The following is a 17631-nucleotide window of genomic DNA, read 5'->3' on the forward strand; positions in this document are numbered from 1 at the left end:
CGCTGAATCCCCTGATATGACTAGCCTCAGAGCCTCCGAAAACAAGTAAAACAATGTAAAATACTTAAAATATATATTGTAAAACACTAAAACAGTGTGTGACTTAAATCTATTAATCTAATTTTCGTATAATCCTGCTTTAATTCTGAATCAAAGCAATAAAACGAGTACGCCAAAAATAAATTCTATAATGTGAGATTTTAATTAAGAAAAGGTAATCAATAGGGCTCTTTTTGAAATTAAATAGTAATTATAATTGGCAAAAGATCAAGTATTGGTAAAGAAATTACTTTAACATATGCAAAAGATAGAGCAAGAACTGATGGCTGATTTCGATGAAATAGGATTACAACATACAGTAAAAGAATTAAATGAAATTCTAAGAAGAAAACAATATTTCTATTAATAAATAAACGTTGTTTCTTTGATTCCTTTTTAGTTTCCTGTCGTTGTAAATTCTTGCTTCTGGGACGAGACCTATCCATACATTTTTTGGTTGTTTAACGAACGTATGTTTGTGTATAATATATTAAAAAGGAGTTGAACATTAATGATCCGTGATCGGGGTACCCAAAAGTGGACTGCAATGATGCTTCCAGAGCATGTTCAAAGTTTAAAGGATTTATTAATTGATGAAAAAAAGGTTAAAAGGCCTGAAATAGACGAGCAAGCTCTTGAAGAGTTTGAATTGCTAATTTGCGAAGCGATAGAATCTAATCGGTCTCTTGAAATTAAGCTCTTTGATCGTGGGTTTACTAAAACAATTATTGGCACCGTTCATTTTATTAACCACCTAAAGAGTCAATTAATTATTCAAGATAAGGAAGGGTACTTCCACCATCTACCTTTCGCTAGTCTAATTAATGTACATCAGGAGTGAATTAACATCATGATTGATTATAGTCAATTTCCAGACCGCAAGATATTGTGTGTGGATATGAAATCGTTCTATGCTAGCGTTTCAGCTGTGATGCTTGGTTTGGATCCTCTAACTTGTTATTTAGCTGTTGTCGGGAACATCGATCGTCAAGGAAGCGTTGTTTTAGCTGCTTCTCCTGCACTGAAGAAGAAATTTGGCATTAAGACAGGTTCCCGACTATTTGAAATACCAAATGATTCCCGTATTAAAGTAGTTAATCCGAAAATGGGAATGTTTATTAGAGTATCTACAGAAATTACTAAGTTGTTTTATCAATTTGTCCCCCCTTCAGCCATTCACACTTATTCGGTTGATGAAAGTTTCCTAAATGTTAAAGGACTTGAGAAAATATGGGGATCCCCAGAAACAATTGCACAACTAATACAATATGAAATACAGAATACTTTTGGACTTCCCTCAACCGTTGGTATTGGGCCAAACATGCTTATGGCTAAATTAGCGTTGGATTTAGAATCAAAAAAGGCTCCTAATGGAATAGCTGTATGGTCATATGATGATATTCCCCATAAATTATGGCCTGTTAGTCCTTTATCGAAAATGTGGGGAATCGGTCGCCGTATAGAAAAAACATTGAACGGAATGGGGATATTTAATGTAGGTCAAATCGCTCGTTATGATCTTGAACTATTAGAAAAGAAATTTGGAATCATGGGAAATCAACTTTATCACCATGCCTGGGGTGTTGATTTATCAGAAATTGGTGCGCCGATTTTAGCTGGTCAAGTAAGTTTCGGGAAAAGTCAGATCCTGATGAGGGATTACAAACAAATAAATGAGATCAATATTATTATTCTAGAAATGTGTGAGGAGGTAGCGAAAAGGGCGAGAGATAAACGTAAGGCAGGAAGAACTATCAGTTTTGGGCTTGGGTATAGCAAAGATGAATTAGGTGGGGGCTTCCATAGATCAAGAACTGTTGAGACCCCAACGAACGTAACAATGGATATTTATAAGGTTTGCCTTGCTTTGATGCAAGAGAATTATAGAGGTCAAACCGTTCGTTCAGTATCGGTATCGATAACAAAACTGGTTAATGATGATGAAATTCAACTGAATTTATTTGATCTAAACGGATGGAAGAAACGTGAATTAGGCTACACGGTTGACAAAATTAGAAATAAATACGGGTCAGCAGCCATTTTAAGAGCCGTTTCGTATACTCCTGATGGAACGGCTTTGCATAGAAGTAAATTAGTTGGAGGTCATAAACAATAGTTTTCTCTAATTACCTACGGACCATTAGCTAATTTTTAAAAGTAAGAACATGAATGTGCTTGTTCCAAAAACACATACCCAATCTTTTCGATTAAATCCTGCCGTGAGATGCGAATCACTGGCGGCCTTTTGGAAAGAGACTTCACAGAAGAAAAAACAGAAAGCTTGCCTTAACAAGGGGTCCCACCAAGAAAACGCGGAAAACATACGCTAAGCAAGTTTCGACATATAGAAAGCCAATCTTCCATACGCTAAGGAACATCGGCATGGTTGTAGAATGACATTAAAGTTGCTTGATTTTTGTTGAAAGTCTGCCCTTCGAACTTAAAAAACTGCAGTCAATTTCAGGATTGAAGTAACCCAAATTTCATTGTTAGAAAGATGATATGTAATTAGCTATAGCTTATAATAAAGGAAAAGGGAGGGATGAAATATGAAGTGGCAGGAAGTTAGAGAATTATTTCCAGATCAGTTTGTTTTAGTATCGATCCTTGATTACCATGAGGAAGATGATAAAAAAATTATTGATGAAGTCGCACCCATCCGTTCCGTTCCAGATGAAAATGCTAATAAGGAGTTTTTTAAAGTAGAACCAGGAAACATTGTTTACCATACATCGAATGAGAAATGTATCGTTTATATTCGAAAAGATCCATTGATGAGAGTGAGACGAATTTAATGAAAATATCATTTGATGGACAACTTATTACAACATCACTTATTGTTACTTTTCGAGGAAAAACGCTGCAAATCGATGATATGATTATTGATACAGGATCCTCTCATACGGTTATTAGCCCAGATGTTTTAGAAGAAATAGGGGTAAGGTATGAAAATGGAGACGATATTTATGAAGCATATGGGATAGGCGGATCAGTTCCTTTCTATACTAAGGCAATGGATGAGATTCAAATTAATAAATTTAATATAAAGAATTTTGAAATTGATGTGGGGGTTCTTCCGAAAGATCATAATGGACTTCTAGGGTTGGATATTCTAATGACCTACAATTTTATAGTGGATATGGACAAGTTAGAATTATATCCATCAAAGAATAAAGCTAAGAATTTAGTATAACGAATCTGATCATTCCAGGAAGCAATCAAGTTAAAAAGTCCCAATTTCCCACAACCGAGAAATTGGGATTTTTTAATTCTACAGAGAACCTGATTATTTGGTAATTTCTGTCCAAAAATAGTAGTAGATAACTTCCTGCACAAAGGAAAAATGCAACTCTGGTTACAATTTAAAATAGATGCAGGAGGACAATGCGAAATGATTACTTTATTAGGTTTTTTTCTAGTCTTTTTTATTTTTACTATCGGTTTCTATCTGTTTGCATTATTCATTTCTGCCCTTTTTAAGTTTGGCGGTAATGATTTAATTGGTGATAAAATAGCAGGCTTTATTTTTGATGGTGGCTGGGCAAATTTTTGGATTACATTTTGTTGTATTTTTGTGTTTTATCTGCTAATAGGTTCTTTTTCAAAAAAATGAAAGTGAAGGGCAAAGGTACCCTCATCTAGAGTTGCTTATTCAAATAATCTATGAATCTCCTAATATATGAGGATAAATTCGTACTAATGCTATATAATAGTTCAAAAGTCACACGGGTATAGAGGGGGATGACGCATGAGTTTTATCAGAGGGGTAGGAAAAGGTTTTGGTAAAGTAGCAGGTTTGGTTGTGGGCGGGCCAATACAAGTAGTTGGAGAGCTCACGGGAGTTGAATTAATTGAGGATATTGGTAGAGGAGTAAGAAAAGCTTCCGAATTTGCTGGTGACACTGCTGGACAAGTAGTTGGAGGTGCAGTGGATACTGTAGCTGGAATGGTAAGCGAAGATCCTATTAAACGGGATAAGGGCTTAAGTGATATTGGTAATGCAGCATATAGAACGGGAAAGGGTGTATTTATAACAGCTAAAGATGCCCTACATAACGGTGGAGAAGTCATTGGTGGTGTCATGGATGGAGATCATAATAGAGTAAAAAGTGGGGCAGCATCACTTGTTAAAACCGTAGCAATAGGGGCACTTGCTGTTGGTGTAATTGACATCATTGATGGTGCTGATGGAGAAAATGTGGCTCATGCAGAAGCTCTTGACACTGCAAAAGATGCTTTACCTGCTGATATCTATGGGGATGGAGATGAATCTATAACGATTGAAACAAGAAATGATCATTTAGAAGGTTCTGTTCATCACGAAACCAATGTTTTATTTGAATCAAATACCATTGTTTTGCCTAGTGGAACAGAAGTAACGGGGGTATTTCCGGTTTTCGAATCAGAATATGAAGTCCAATTAGACGAGAGTTTATATCTTCAATCTAGTCATGTTCATTTCAGTTATGCGAATGCTGAATTATACGAGGCCATTCAAGAAGATCCCAATCTAGCTGATGATTTAGGGTTGAATGAACAAGATATTAAAGCGTTAGCAAATGGGGATAATCCAGAAGGATTTACATGGCACCATCATGAAGAACCAGGTACTTTACAATTAGTTGATGAAGAAGTCCATGCAAATACAGGACACGATGGAGGAAGAGAAGTATGGGGTGGAGGGAAAGACTACCGTTAATGTTTACGAGTTACTCATTCTACCACAAACGTTAAAAATAGGTAATGAGGCTTTAATTGAATACTTTATCTCCAAAAAGAACTCATAGGGGTTCTTTTTTTCGTATGTAACATCCTTTTTATCTTTTTTTGAATATTCAATTGATGGAAATAGACAAGGCTGTGATGATAGATTATAATGAAGTTAACTAATGGAAACTAGGTTAACCATTGATATAATAATAAATTATAGTTAACAAAAATATGAAGGAGTGTATAAAATGGCAGATAAAACATTTGGTGTAAAAGTGAATGAGGATTTATACGATAAAGTTAAGTTGATGATCGATTCGAGTGGGATTTCTGCAAAAGAATGGTTCGAAAAAGCTGTCTCCTTGACTGAAATGAATGCAATTAAACAAGGAGCAACCGATTATAGCCAGGATATTTCTGAATTAGAGGTTCATACAACGAGAATCTATGAGCTTGTGGCTAATATGATTCAGCGGTCGATCTATATAAAGGATCATGCGGTGAAGGAATATGCCGATAAGCTAGATCAGAGGGAATCTATCATTGGCGAGTACCAAGACAAAGCAAAAGTAGCTTTGGAAGAAGCGAAAGCATCGATGCAAATGGCAGAAGTGCTAGAAAAGGAAAAAACAGATCTTTCGAAGCAACTAGAAAAAGAAAGAGCAGATTTATTAAAGCAACTGGAAGAAGTGCGTTCGGTTAACCTGAATAACCAGTTGTTAATTGATGAATATAAAGAGAAAAATGATACGTTGAGTGGATTGGTTAGTAAGTACCAATCTTTTGCAGAAGAGAACGAGAAATTGAAAGATAAACATGCAGATGAACAAGAGCGTCTGCATTCTCAAGTGGTAGAAATAAGTACTCAAGCTCATGATCAGCAGGATGAAATAAAAGATTTGAACCAACAGATTGAAATGATGAAAAATAACCATGAAATCGCGTTAGAACGGTTAACTGAAAAGAAAGAGTATGAAAAAGACAAAGCGTTATTAGAGTGTGAGCGGAATTATCAAGAGAAATGGTTGAAAGCTAATGATGAGTACAATGAAAAGATAAAAGAACTATATAATGAAATTTCGGTTGTACGGAAGGAATATGAGGAAAAAGTTAAAAATCTTGAGATTGAAGTGAAAAATGTAAAAGCTGAAAGAGATCAATAGGAATCAGAAGAAATGGAAAATAATTTGACCTATCTTCTACAAACGAAAAGGACCATGATAGGGTCCTTTTTTACACTGTATAATTTAATAAGTATAGTGTTTTCTGCTGAAGAGAATCATTTATATTTCTTGATTTAAATATTTCAATGCAAAGGAACTCATAGTAATGATACCTGTTGAAATAGCTTTTTCATCAAAGATGATACCTGGATTATGCAAACTCTTTTGAGATGCTGGATTTTCATTTCGAGTTCCTAGTCTAAACAACATCCCATCAACATGCTGAAGATAATAAGAGAAATCCTCTCCACCTAATGAAGGCTCTAATAAATAATCTAGTTGTTCTTCTCCAAGTGTTTCTGTTACAACTTCAGATAATAAATTAACCAGTTTATTGTCATTTATAACTGGAAATGATCCCGGATAATAAGAGACTTTAGCGCTTCCTTTAAATGCTTTTGCTGTGCTTTCTGAAATTCTCACCATAGTTTCCTTAACCTTAGTGCTTACCTCCGTCTTTAAGGTTCTTACTGTTCCAGATATCATCACCTTATTGGCAATAATATTATCTGCAGTACCACCATGAATTTGTCCGATTGTTACAACTGCTGAATCTAATGGAGATAACATTCTGGAAACGATTTGTTGGAGTCCGCTCACAATCTGAGCTGCAATTGGTATTGGGTCAACACTTTTTTGAGGGTGTGCCGCATGGCCTCCCGTTCCTGTTACTTCAATCTCAAAACGGTTTATTGATGCCATTATGGCATCATGCTTGACCCCGATTTTTCCAGCATCAGTGAATGGCCATACATGCAAACAAACAATTTTATCAACTTTTGGTTCAGTGAGTACTCCTTCTTTAATCATTAACTGTGCACCTTGCATTGTTTCTTCGGCAGGTTGGAAAATAAATTTTATATTTCCTTTTATTGAATCCCTCATTTTATCTAGTACAATGGCGGTCCCTAGTAAAACAGAAGTATGAATATCATGTCCACAGGCATGCATTATTCCTTTATTTTGTGAAGTAAATTCTAAACCTGTTTCTTCTTTAATGGGTAAAGCATCAATATCAGCTCGTAACCCAAGTGTTGGCCCATCTCCCATTCCTTTTAACAAGCCAATAATTCCTGAGCCATTTGAACATTTTCGTAATTCTATATTCGTATTTCTTAAAGTATCAAAAATGAGATCAGTGGTTTTAAATTCCTGATGACTTAATTCGGGATTTTTATGTAATTTTCTCCGAATCTCTATTATTTGTTCTTCTATTTCCCCTGTTATTTTTTTTATATTCAATTAGTTATTCCTCCTTGTTTACCCATTTCTAAAATAAAAGAGATTAAGGCTATATTAAGAATAACCTTAATCCTTTTTTAATTAGTTAAGAAAGCCTTTACCCTTTTTCAACGGCCTGCTTGTATACTTCTTCTCCCCAAACGTCTTTACCGGGTTTGTCCCTAATTGGTTGGATCGCCTCCATAAGAAGATTAATATCGAGCTAAATAAACTTAACACCCACAACTTCAAATTCATCCCTATCATCTGTTTGTTCTTTGCCAATTTTTATTCCATGTATTTTTCGGCATTTTTTACTGCAGCGAGTAATATTTGTTAAAGGGAGTGCTTAAAACTTATTCCTTAACTATAAGGTCTGGCAGCCAAGTACTTAATTCTGGTACAAATGTAACTATTAATAAACATATAATTAAAGAGATAATATAAGGGATTGTGGCTGGTACGATGCTTTCTATTTTTAACTTACTTATATTACTAATGACAAAAAGCCCAACACCAATTGGTGGAGTAACAACTCCGATAGCCAATGCTAAACACATTACTACTCCAAAGTGAATAGGATCTATACCGTAATTCAAAATTACAGGTACTAGGATAGGAGCTAAAATAATTAGTGCCTCGGTACCGGACATTATAGTGCCAGCAAATAATAAAATAACTAGAATAATAAGTAATACTAATAAAGGGTTATCGGTAAGAGATAAAAAGAAGTTAGTTAGTGTTTCACCAACTCGCTCATATGTGACAATCCAACCTAGCATCCCAGCAATTGCAACTAAGAAAATAACATGTGAGGTAAGCAAGGCAGACTCTTTAAATGCTTCAACCATTTTACTCCACGTTAATTCCCTATATATAAAACCAATAATAATTGTATAAACTACTGCAATAATTCCAGCTTGTGTAGGGGTCACTAGTCCTCCAACCATTCCATAAAGAACGATAATTGGTGTTCCTAAAGTTAAAAGAGCCGCCTTGAATGTTTTCCATTTGTAAGAGAAAGGAGTAGGTGGATCAATTGGGCAAACTTCCCTACCGGATCTTACCTGAATATAGATAGCAATCATTAAAACCAGGGTCATCAGTATGGCCGGAATAATTCCTGCAATAAATAACTTTGCAACAGATACCTCTGCAATAACGGCGTAAATGATCATAAAAATACTAGGTGGCATAATGGGTCCGATACAACCAGATACTGCTGTAATAGCAGCACTAAATGCATTACGATATCCAGCCTCCTTCATTGCTCTATACTCGATGACACCTAGCCCAGCTATATCAGCAACTGCAGAACCGGATATTCCCGCGAAAAGGGTACTAGCAAATACATTTACATGGGCTAATCCACCGGGAATTCGCCCTACTACTGAACGGGCAAAATTAAAAATTCTATCGGTTAACCCTCCAGTATTCATTAAGTTTCCAGCTAGTATGAAAAAGGGAACGGCAAGTAACGTAAAATTAAAAACAGACCCTGTCAAAGCTTGTGGAATAATTCTGAGTGGTAAACCTCCTACCCAGAAGGTAATTAATGCGGAAATTCCCAAGGTCATAGAAATGGGAGTTCTAATTGCAACTAATACAATAAGTAATACAACCGTTAACAAGGACATCATGATATTTCTTTCCCCCTTGTTTGATGAAATAATTCAATCAATTCCCTGATAGTAATGATAATCATGTAAGTAAAAGAAAAAACAATGGGTAAAGAAAATAACATATAATTTATTGGAAGGTAGTTAGCTTCTCTTAAGGATTGTACCTTTAAATACTCGACCATAATAATTAAAACTGTCGAAAGGAAAACCATTATAAGGATGTTAACAACAATATCAAAAAAAACATGGTATTTCTTTTGTACGAATCGATCTAAGAATATAGTGATTTTAGGATCCAAATTTCTCTTTAAAACAACAGCCATTCCTAAAAACACCATCCAAGAGAAGCAAAGAATTGATAATTCTTGTGTTGCTGTAATGGAACTTCCCACTGTTAGCCGATATGCAATATCAACAACGTTAATTAAAATAAGAATAGCGAAAATTAAAGTTGAAAAGAATAAGTACGTTTTTTCAATTTGTGAAATTACCGTATCAATTAATCGCAATCATATCCCCCCTATAGGCAAATATTGCAGTAAAGAAGTTCTTCTTTACTGCAATATAATAATTGTATTATTGTTGTGCCTTCCAATCCTTTATTTCATTAAGTAATTCTTCGTTTAGAAAACCATTTTTAATTAAATCCTTATATACATCATCCATTTTTTCTTGCCATGGGCTTAAGTCAACTTCATAGACCTGAACCTTTGCTTCTTCTAGCTTGTTTATTACACTCTCAGTTTCTTCGTTAATATATTTGCTACCTATTTCACCAGCTTCGTTAGCAGCTTCTACAAGAGATTTCTGTAATTCCTTCGGTAATGATTGAAATTTATCTTCATTCATTGCCATTACTAGAGATTGAGGGTATTCATAAGTAACCGTTACATGCTTTGCTACTTCGTGGAAATTCATACTTGTAACTGTAGAAATTGGTGATGTAGCAGCATTTACTACCCCTTGCTTCAAAGCCAGATATGTTTCTGACCAAGGGATAACAGTAGTATTTGCCCCTAAAGCTGACCATGCTTTAATAGCTGTTTCTGATTCAGCCAATCGTAAGTTTAAACCCTTTAAATCCTCTAGTTTTTGAACGGGTTTTGTACTTACTAAAACTCTATAAGGTCCTCTTATAAAGTTCTTCTCTGAATTGATAAAGCGAATTCCCACTTTATTTATCAAGTCATCTTCCATTTTTTTTTGAATATCTGACTGTAAAAACTTTAGATATTCTTCATTATCTTTAAAAAGGAATGGCAAACTGTGAATATTGAAATCTTTTACGTAGGGAAGATAATAGGTCATGGTCTCAAAATAAATATCCTGTGCTCCAGATATTACATTTTCAATTTGTTCAGACTCAGTGCCCAATTGTTCATGGAAAAACACATCAATTTTTAATTTACCAGCTGTTTTTTCCTCTACCAGTCTTGCAAATTCTGTAACTCCTTTACTTTCAACATTGTTTTCTGGCATTTTTGTACCCATAGTTAAAACAATCGGTTTATCACTATTTGATGAACTAGTTTGAGTTCCACTACAAGCAGCTAATGCAACCATAAAAATCGATAATATAATACTGAGACCTACCTTCTTCATACTATTTCCCCTTTCAAAATATATATTGAATTATTGTAGTCATCTGTTAATAGTAGATAAGCTATTCAGTCTACTTAGGGCGGTTATCGCTGCTCTTGTCAAAATTTCAATCCCGCTAAATATTGCCTCTTTGTCAAATGTCATATTAGGATGGTGAAGGTCAGGTTTTAAGCCGCAACCGAGACCTAATACGGTGGCTTTCAGATAAGGACGCTTTAAAGTGTAATAATGGAAGTCCTCCCCTTTAGGTGTAATAATAGGGGATTTTAATTTATCCTGATCAAGGGTATCTATTATTGCATCTTGAATTATTTGCTCAGCATCTGAGTCAACCTCAGCAGCTGGAAGGTTTCCTGTAATATTTAGACTAATTTCTACGTTATATACTCTAGCTATATTTTCGATAACATGTTTAACCTTTTTGGTTAGAAGATCCATATCCCTGTTTTTCTGAACACGCAGATCTAAACTAAAGCTGGCATTCCCTGGGATAATATTTGGACTATTACCGCCCGCCTCTATTTTGGTCATTTTAATAGAATGAGGAATCATCGGATCAATACGGATATGGGAAAGCGCTTGAATAATAGTACTTGCAACTTCAATTGCATTCGGGCTTATATGTGGCCGAGAGCCATGAGCATCTGCTCCTCGAATTTTTCCTTCTATGAACCTACTTGCGGAGTGAATGACCGATGGTGAAGCCTCACCATTTTTTATATCTTCTTCAGATCTTAGAAGTACTCCAAAAAGATAATCCACATTATCAACTACACCTTTTTCAACCATTTTTAATGCTCCAGTTCCTTTTTCTTCTGCGGGTTGAAATATAAATCTAAGAGTTCCCCTAGGAATTGTGCTCATTTTTTTAAATAGTAATAGTACTCCTAATACCATGGTCATGTGGGCATCATGCCCACATGAATGGTTTGCTCGGACTACGCCGTCAACTTCTTGAAGTAATCCATCGATGTCAGCACGAATTGCAACAACAGGTGAACCTTCTCCTATTTCACCAACAACACCAGTGCAGTCATCAAAGGTTGTAACCTTACATTCATATCTTTCTAAGTAATTCTTTAAGAACTCTGTTGTTTCATATTCATGCCAGCTAATTTCAGGATTATTGTGTAGTTGATTGAAAATCTCAATTATTTCTTTTTTAGAATCCTCAATTATCTCTTTCATGTCTATCCTCTCTTAAGGTTTTTTTGTATAACATAGGAGGATTAGCTAGATTTGTATAAAAAGGTCTCCATTTTCTTCAAATACCGTATAGGTTTTAAGTTTTGACTTGGTTACTCCAAATAGCGGCTTTCCGGTTTCAATATCGAATTCATAACCATGCCAGGGACATACCAGAACCTTGTCTTCCATATCATAATTTATCTCACTTGGATTAGAAGGTATCATAGTCCCTCGAATGTCTCCAGCACACATACTTGCCCCTTTGTGAGGACACGTATTTGATAATGCATAAAAGGTTCCTTGAGAATATAAAACTGCTATACTTTTCCCATCTATTTCGAAATTATTACAACGCTTTGAAGATAATTCAGAAACTTCTCCAAGCCTATAGTTCAAGATGTTACCTCCTTTGTAAACGGTTCCAATTAGTGTTAAGCTCTTATCCTTGAACCAAATAGGTTCATTGCATTATCATGTAATATTCGCTTTCTAAGTTCCGGTGATGAAAATAACCGATTAAAGGTTTCATCAGGCATATCATTATCCCAATGAGGATAGTCACTGCTGAAAAGTAGATTGTGTTCCCCCTCAATCATTCCTATCATGCTATCAAATTGTTTCTTTGGCATTTCATCAATAGGTTGAGTTGTGAAATAGACATTATCTCTAACGTAGTCACTAGGCTTTTTCTTAACCCAAGGAGTTTCAATACGTAAATTTCTCCAGGATTGGTCCATCCTCGTTAAAACAGAACCTAACCAGCTAAAAGCATATTCAACAAAAACAATTTTTAAATCTGGATATCTTTCAAATACTCCTTCAAAAATGAGGTTTACTAACGTCGATTGAGCTATTTGCGGATATGTTATATATCTTTCTACATAGTATTTTGTTACTCCTCCTGCAAGCGGTGCCGCTCCAATATAGGTGCCTTCTGCTCCTGTAACATGGGTCATAATTGGTAGGTTTTCTTCTATTGCAGCCTCAAATATTGGATAAAAGTATCGGTCGCCCAATGGTATATTGATTAAAGGAAGGTTAATTCCTATAACCCCCTTTACCTTTGACAACCTTTTAATTTCTTTAACAGCTAGTTTTGGATCTTGTGGAGTAACATTTATTACTAAATGGTAACGCGGGTCAACACTTAACCACTTATCTATAAAATAATCATTATATGCCGATGTCACTGTATGAACCATATCTGGATTCGTCCAAACAAGGGATAATTGTGATGGCTGCATAGCTATTAGTGCAGCACACTTTGGATCGTATACATCCAAATATTGTTCTCTTGTAAAGAAAGGGTCTGAACCACCAATTTTTCCTTCTGGGGAAATCGCATCCTTTCGAGTAACGCTCCCCCTAGGATTTACATGTCTGTTGGAATGAGGAACAAGCCCAGACATCTGGAACTTTTTTTTCCAAGAACTATCCATATAAGGGTAAAGTTGTTCCAGTCCCCCTTCGACAACTGGATGTACATCACAGTCTATAGGTCTAATTATTTCTTCACTTATATTATTTTTTTCAGGATTATTCATACAAATACCTCCTTTGATAGATTGGAAAATTATTCAAAAGTTATCCCACTTTCTCTTAAAAGTTGATCAGCCTTTGTAATGGAGGCAAGCGGTAATCCTTGGTCTATCTTATCTTTCATTATCTTTTCCATTGCTTCTTTTTCTTCCGCTTTCAATAACCACTCCTGTATATTTAAATCTTTACTCAGTACCAATAACCCGTTATCATCGCCTAAAATAGTATCCCCGGGCTCTACGGTAACTCCCCCACATTGGATAGTTGTATTAATTTCACCTGTGTTTCCAACTAATCTTGTTGTAACTGGGGAAAGTCCTGTTGAATAAACAGGAAAGTTAAGTTCCCTGACTGATTGAATATCCGTTATAGGGCCGTCAACGATAATACCAGCTAGATTCCTTTTCTTTGCTGCATAAACAATAATTTCACCGACGCAAGCATATTTCTCATCTCCATTTCGATCAATAACTAATATATCTCCCTCTCTTGCCAGACTTACGGCTTTATGAACCATTACGGAATCAATTGATGTTGTTTTTACAGTGAATGCTGAACCTACAACTTTTATATTATTGACCATTGCTTTGATTCTTGAATTCATAAAACCAAATTGTAGCCAATGTCCTATGGTTGCAGGATCAATTTTTAAAAGCCTGTTTTTAATATCCTCAGTAAGTTCCCTTTTTTTACGGGGCATTACCTTCATTAGAATTCCTCCCTATTTAAACTTATTTAAACAAAAAAACCAGTAATAATAAGCACAAGAAAAAAGTGCCTACTACTACTGGTTTATACCCATTAATAAAAATTGATTTTTGGTCAATTCCTCATAGATACCCAGTTATTATTATAGTTTTTTTACTTAGGGTTTTCTTTAAATCTCTCATATGCAGAACGTACAGCTTGAATGATTGCCCCTTGAGAAGGCATAAGACATAACTTTTTAATTTTATTTAATAAATTATCAATACCTTGATTTAAATCATAACCAATTACTAAATTACTTAAGAATTCATTTGAAAGGCTTGTTATTAAAGTAAATTCGGCTTTTTCAATTATCTTGGTGCTTTTATTAATGACCCAAACTGCCCCAATATATTTTTTTTCTTCATGAAGTGCTACGCCTTTTGGAACTTGCGCATGTCCACTTACAATTAAATAGACATCATCACTCATAAAAACCTCTCCAAACTTTATTATAACTATTATAACAGTGTTAATGTTTATTCTCAATGTTTTTTATTGTTTAAATAGTGAAAAAGTATTTTCATCTGAATTACTATAACTTTTATTCGACGTTCTAAATTTATTCATATACTAGCCCCTAGGTTATGTTTGTTTATGTAGTGGATAATTGTCTTTAAATTCTTTTTCAGATGTGCAATTTTAAGTCAGCTCGTTTTAAAATTTTGGCAAAGCATCCACTGCATCCGCCAAATCACTATACGAATCTTTCAAATATCTACTCGTCGTTGCAATATTACTATGTCCTGCCAATCTTCTCACTTTTTCAATATCATTATTCGTCGCTTTCAACATCCATTTACAAAATGTATGTCGGAACATATGAGGTGTTAGCTTTTTCTTAGGTAAGCTGTATCCTTCAATCATAGTCTGGATCCCTCTAACAGTAAATTTCGGTGAACGTTGACTATAAAAGATATATGGAGATTCCTCTACATGCGTTTTCTGTTTTGCCATCTCTGCACGAAATACAAACCATTCTTGAATTTCCGCAAGCAATGTATTAGAAATCGGAACCGTCCTTACCTTCATACCTTTTCCTACGATTCTTATCCGTTTTAAGTCTAAATCTATATCCGTTAATTTTAAATTGGATAGCTCATCGACACGAAGGCCAGCATAAGTCAGAAGATAAATAATGGCTCGGTCTCTCCGGTACTTTTCCTCTGGATTGACTCCCCTGCTTTTGACGGGTTTCTTCCTTATTATATAGAGGAGATTTTCAAACTCTTCTTCCGTCAGCCACATAATTTTTTCGCTATCGTCATCGGCTGATTTCAAATCCTGAATATCGCTCATTGGATTTTGCTGCAGCTGGTTAGTTTTAGTTGCCCATGAATAAAAACTCCGCAATGAATTTAGGCGCCGGTTGATTGTTGAAATGGCCAGTGGTTTTGCGTTAATGGGATTTAACATTTCATAGATCCATTTGCGAATATCGGCAGCTGTGACAAAATCATCGGGTTTAATATGTAATTGATCGAAAAAAGAGTTCAGATCATTCGAATAGGAAATAATGGTATTTTGTGATTTCCCTTTTTCTTGAAGAAAGGAAATATACGCTAGAAACAAATCATTCACACTCCTTTACTTATATGACGAGTTTAACAAATTAAAAAGCGATTTATTAGATATATATTTTCTATATTATATGATGAGTATAACATAAGTAAAAGGAGGATGAACGTATATAATGTATATTATGTGACTAGTTAAATGACGGTTTTATGACGTCATTTTTATATAGACAAGTAACATTATAATAGAGTTGGAAAAATTTACATATTAATATTAGCTAATTCTTCGTTTTTTCTGTGAACATTTGGGACACCAATGACCTTTGAAAATGACAGCAGGGGAAGTAGTCCATATATGTTTTTCTCTACATTCGAATTTTAAGTGGGTAGTACTATTATTATATCGTGGGGAGTGCAGTTTTCCATTCCGGGATTCTACTATCTCATTTAACCGACTAAGCTGATTTTTACGATGAATCTCTCTATTACATTCCTTACACCAACGTACTTCATTTTTTACTGTATACGGCAAATGCTCAAATTGATGGCCATTTTCACATTCAAATAGAAGTTTGGTATAAGAATCTACATAGTTAGTCGATAGCAATTTGCCTTTTTTCCTTTGAGCAATTTCCTCATATTCTTGCACTCGACTTTTGTTTTTATAGATATCGTTGAAATCAATAACTACATCGTTATTAAAACTGATGTTCAGGCATACCAATTTATCTTTAACATAATCTACTAAATTTTCTTCTTCAAAATAAGGGATAATGATTAAGTGAATATTTTGTAGTTTACACCGATACTTCTTTTCTAGGTCAGTTAGAATTTGATATAAGAATCCATCTTCATCACCATGAAAATACTTATTAAAATGATAGTGTTGTTCTCCATGAAATTCAAATGCTATCATTTTTTCAGCATTGTAACCATCCAATTCTAAATGGTCACCCAAGATTTTTCTCGTTTTCTTAAAGGATACTTGCAGGAGTTTCTCAAGGATTAATCTGGAACGTTCCTCTCCCTTTGAGGTTAAACAATATGGACACCATGCACCACTATTTTTTACAGTAGAAGGAGTTCCAAAAAATTGGTGCCCTTCTTTACATTGAAATTCTAAAGGAGTCACACGGTCTTTGTAAGCAATTGAAATACAATGCCCTCCTTTATATAACGCGAGCTCTTGAAACTCTTCAATATTCCCTTTTCTACATTCATGACACCACCTACCACTAGCAACTGCACCTGCTGGAGCAAACCATTGATGTCCTTTTTCACACTCCCACTCGTATTCCATCTGCATTCCCTGGTACTCTCTTGATAGCAATTTTCCATTCCTTGATTCAGCAATCTCACTCAAATAGTTCAAGTCTCTTAGTGGTTTTATATTACATACATGGCACCAGTGGCCTTTAAGGATATATTTGGCTGGTGTTTCCCATATATGCCCATGTTCACACTCCCATTTCATCGGGGTGTTGTAATTAGTATAGTTCGAGGATAAACATTTTCCACCTCTTTCGCTAGCGATCTCTTGAATTCGGGAAAGATTATAGCGAGGGGCTGAAGTACATTCCCGATGGTTGCACCAAGTATTATTATTACTAACGCTATCAAACGTTGATGAAAATTGATGTCCTTTTTCACATTCCCATAATAAGGGTATTTTATTATTTATATAAATATCTGATAAACATTTTCCACCTTTTTTTTCGGCAAATTCATGCATTTCATTGATAGTTTTCTTTAATCTGCCGGAGCATTTAGGACACCATGTGCCATTCACTATATTATTAAATGACGCTTCCCATACGTATCCGCATAAACACAGCCATTCGTATTGATCCTTCATCTTGGTATATTCTTTGGATAGACACTTACCTCCTCTGTCTTTTGCAAAATCCTTAAGATTTTGAATTGTATAAAGTGATTTTTTCCATCCTCTTTTCCTTCCCAATTTTTTTGTACCCCCTTCTAATAGAGATGAGATAATATGATCAATCTATTAACTATTTTTATCTGTTAGAAGTATAAGCACTAGATTAAAAATATATACCAAGTGACAACAAATTAATCTATTAAATATTGACCGGAATCGTTGACAGAAGGAGTGTTTAAATACAATACCAATCTAGAGAAAGATGCTAAGTTTGGGAGATGTTACGCATGATGATTCCAAATTAAGAGCAGCGGAAAGAATGACTTCGACCTAATGTGTAA

General features: G+C 35.0%; 18 protein-coding genes. 7 read left to right on the forward strand and 11 right to left on the reverse strand.

Annotated features, from left to right (window positions below):
* The first annotated feature begins 550 nt into the window (after nucleotides 1-550).
* The 7 genes from ACFYKT_RS19050 to ACFYKT_RS19080 all read left to right on the forward strand — a co-directional run bounded on the left by ACFYKT_RS19050 (nucleotide 551) and on the right by ACFYKT_RS19080 (nucleotide 5912).
* Complete coding sequence (locus ACFYKT_RS19050; RefSeq protein ID WP_389222765.1) at nucleotides 551-880, forward strand: YolD-like family protein; 330 nt, start codon at nucleotides 551-553, stop codon at nucleotides 878-880.
* A gap of 9 nt (nucleotides 881-889) precedes the next feature.
* The gene (locus tag ACFYKT_RS19055) at nucleotides 890-2155 is read left to right on the forward strand and encodes a Y-family DNA polymerase (protein WP_389222767.1); all 1266 of its coding nucleotides are present in this window, start codon (nucleotides 890-892) and stop codon (nucleotides 2153-2155) included.
* 433 nt (nucleotides 2156-2588) lie between these two features.
* Nucleotides 2589-2834 (forward strand): hypothetical protein, encoded by a 246-nt coding sequence (locus ACFYKT_RS19060; RefSeq protein ID WP_389222768.1) that lies wholly within the window; start codon nucleotides 2589-2591, stop codon nucleotides 2832-2834.
* Nucleotides 2834-3232: an aspartyl protease family protein gene (locus ACFYKT_RS19065; RefSeq protein ID WP_389222770.1), complete on the forward strand. Its 399-nt coding sequence runs from the start codon at nucleotides 2834-2836 to the stop codon at nucleotides 3230-3232. The genes ACFYKT_RS19060 and ACFYKT_RS19065 overlap by 1 nt, the downstream gene beginning before the upstream one ends.
* A gap of 198 nt (nucleotides 3233-3430) precedes the next feature.
* Nucleotides 3431-3652, forward strand: a complete 222-nt coding sequence (locus ACFYKT_RS19070) for a hypothetical protein (protein ID WP_389222772.1) — start codon at nucleotides 3431-3433, stop codon at nucleotides 3650-3652.
* A 135-nt stretch (nucleotides 3653-3787) separates the two neighbouring features.
* Entirely contained in the window at nucleotides 3788-4738 is a 951-nt protein-coding gene (locus ACFYKT_RS19075) for an HNH endonuclease (RefSeq protein WP_389222774.1), read from the forward strand.
* 259 nt (nucleotides 4739-4997) lie between these two features.
* The gene (locus ACFYKT_RS19080; RefSeq protein WP_389222776.1) at nucleotides 4998-5912 is read left to right on the forward strand and encodes a hypothetical protein; all 915 of its coding nucleotides are present in this window, start codon (nucleotides 4998-5000) and stop codon (nucleotides 5910-5912) included.
* A gap of 120 nt (nucleotides 5913-6032) precedes the next feature.
* Here ACFYKT_RS19080 and ACFYKT_RS19085 read toward each other — a convergent pair whose 3' ends face one another.
* The 11 genes from ACFYKT_RS19085 to ACFYKT_RS19135 form a co-directional block, all read right to left on the reverse strand.
* Entirely contained in the window at nucleotides 6033-7214 is a 1182-nt protein-coding gene (locus ACFYKT_RS19085) for a M20 metallopeptidase family protein (RefSeq protein ID WP_389222778.1), read from the reverse strand.
* A gap of 335 nt (nucleotides 7215-7549) precedes the next feature.
* The gene (locus ACFYKT_RS19090) at nucleotides 7550-8833 is read right to left on the reverse strand and encodes a TRAP transporter large permease (protein WP_389222780.1); all 1284 of its coding nucleotides are present in this window, start codon (nucleotides 8831-8833) and stop codon (nucleotides 7550-7552) included.
* A complete protein-coding gene (locus ACFYKT_RS19095; RefSeq protein WP_389222782.1) occupies nucleotides 8830-9324 on the reverse strand; it encodes a TRAP transporter small permease in 495 nt (164 codons plus the stop codon). Before ACFYKT_RS19095 ends, ACFYKT_RS19090 begins: the two co-directional genes overlap by 4 nt.
* Before the next feature lie 67 nt (nucleotides 9325-9391).
* Nucleotides 9392-10417: a TRAP transporter substrate-binding protein gene (locus ACFYKT_RS19100; RefSeq protein ID WP_389222784.1), complete on the reverse strand. Its 1026-nt coding sequence runs from the start codon at nucleotides 10415-10417 to the stop codon at nucleotides 9392-9394.
* Nucleotides 10418-10456: 39 nt separating this feature from the next.
* Nucleotides 10457-11605, reverse strand: coding sequence for a M20 peptidase aminoacylase family protein (locus ACFYKT_RS19105; RefSeq protein ID WP_389222786.1), 1149 nt, complete (start codon nucleotides 11603-11605; stop codon nucleotides 10457-10459).
* Nucleotides 11606-11650: 45 nt separating this feature from the next.
* Nucleotides 11651-12001, reverse strand: coding sequence for a Rieske (2Fe-2S) protein (locus ACFYKT_RS19110; RefSeq protein ID WP_389222788.1), 351 nt, complete (start codon nucleotides 11999-12001; stop codon nucleotides 11651-11653).
* A 35-nt stretch (nucleotides 12002-12036) separates the two neighbouring features.
* Nucleotides 12037-13149, reverse strand: coding sequence for an amidohydrolase family protein (locus tag ACFYKT_RS19115; RefSeq protein WP_389222790.1), 1113 nt, complete (start codon nucleotides 13147-13149; stop codon nucleotides 12037-12039).
* A 29-nt stretch (nucleotides 13150-13178) separates the two neighbouring features.
* Nucleotides 13179-13853: an RraA family protein gene (locus tag ACFYKT_RS19120; protein ID WP_389222792.1), complete on the reverse strand. Its 675-nt coding sequence runs from the start codon at nucleotides 13851-13853 to the stop codon at nucleotides 13179-13181.
* Nucleotides 13854-14005: 152 nt separating this feature from the next.
* Nucleotides 14006-14323 carry a DUF3870 domain-containing protein gene (locus tag ACFYKT_RS19125; protein ID WP_389222794.1) on the reverse strand — a complete coding sequence of 106 codons (318 nt, stop codon included), beginning with the start codon at nucleotides 14321-14323 and terminating at the stop codon, nucleotides 14006-14008.
* 225 nt (nucleotides 14324-14548) lie between these two features.
* Nucleotides 14549-15463, reverse strand: coding sequence for a tyrosine-type recombinase/integrase (locus ACFYKT_RS19130; protein WP_389222796.1), 915 nt, complete (start codon nucleotides 15461-15463; stop codon nucleotides 14549-14551).
* A gap of 219 nt (nucleotides 15464-15682) precedes the next feature.
* Nucleotides 15683-17368, reverse strand: a complete 1686-nt coding sequence (locus ACFYKT_RS19135) for a hypothetical protein (protein ID WP_389222798.1) — start codon at nucleotides 17366-17368, stop codon at nucleotides 15683-15685.
* Nucleotides 17369-17631 lie beyond the last annotated feature (263 nt).

Source organism: Cytobacillus mangrovibacter (assembly GCF_042865275.1).
Classification (GTDB): Bacteria; Bacillota; Bacilli; order Bacillales; family Cytobacillaceae; genus Cytobacillus; species Cytobacillus mangrovibacter.

What these genes read in the sequence shown, in the direction of transcription:
- ACFYKT_RS19050 (WP_389222765.1), top strand. Translation starts at nt 551, where the DNA reads ATGATCCGTGATCGGGGTACCCAAAAGTGGACTGCAATGATGCTTCCA.
- ACFYKT_RS19055 (WP_389222767.1), top strand. Translation starts at nt 890, where the DNA reads ATGATTGATTATAGTCAATTTCCAGACCGCAAGATATTGTGTGTGGAT.
- ACFYKT_RS19060 (WP_389222768.1), top strand. Translation starts at nt 2,589, where the DNA reads ATGAAGTGGCAGGAAGTTAGAGAATTATTTCCAGATCAGTTTGTTTTA.
- ACFYKT_RS19065 (WP_389222770.1), top strand. Translation starts at nt 2,834, where the DNA reads ATGAAAATATCATTTGATGGACAACTTATTACAACATCACTTATTGTT.
- ACFYKT_RS19070 (WP_389222772.1), top strand. Translation starts at nt 3,431, where the DNA reads ATGATTACTTTATTAGGTTTTTTTCTAGTCTTTTTTATTTTTACTATC.
- ACFYKT_RS19075 (WP_389222774.1), top strand. Translation starts at nt 3,788, where the DNA reads ATGAGTTTTATCAGAGGGGTAGGAAAAGGTTTTGGTAAAGTAGCAGGT.
- ACFYKT_RS19080 (WP_389222776.1), top strand. Translation starts at nt 4,998, where the DNA reads ATGGCAGATAAAACATTTGGTGTAAAAGTGAATGAGGATTTATACGAT.
- ACFYKT_RS19090 (WP_389222780.1), bottom strand. Translation starts at nt 8,833, where the DNA reads ATGATGTCCTTGTTAACGGTTGTATTACTTATTGTATTAGTTGCAATT.
- ACFYKT_RS19100 (WP_389222784.1), bottom strand. Translation starts at nt 10,417, where the DNA reads ATGAAGAAGGTAGGTCTCAGTATTATATTATCGATTTTTATGGTTGCA.
- ACFYKT_RS19105 (WP_389222786.1), bottom strand. Translation starts at nt 11,605, where the DNA reads ATGAAAGAGATAATTGAGGATTCTAAAAAAGAAATAATTGAGATTTTC.
- ACFYKT_RS19115 (WP_389222790.1), bottom strand. Translation starts at nt 13,149, where the DNA reads ATGAATAATCCTGAAAAAAATAATATAAGTGAAGAAATAATTAGACCT.
- ACFYKT_RS19120 (WP_389222792.1), bottom strand. Translation starts at nt 13,853, where the DNA reads ATGAAGGTAATGCCCCGTAAAAAAAGGGAACTTACTGAGGATATTAAA.
- ACFYKT_RS19125 (WP_389222794.1), bottom strand. Translation starts at nt 14,323, where the DNA reads ATGAGTGATGATGTCTATTTAATTGTAAGTGGACATGCGCAAGTTCCA.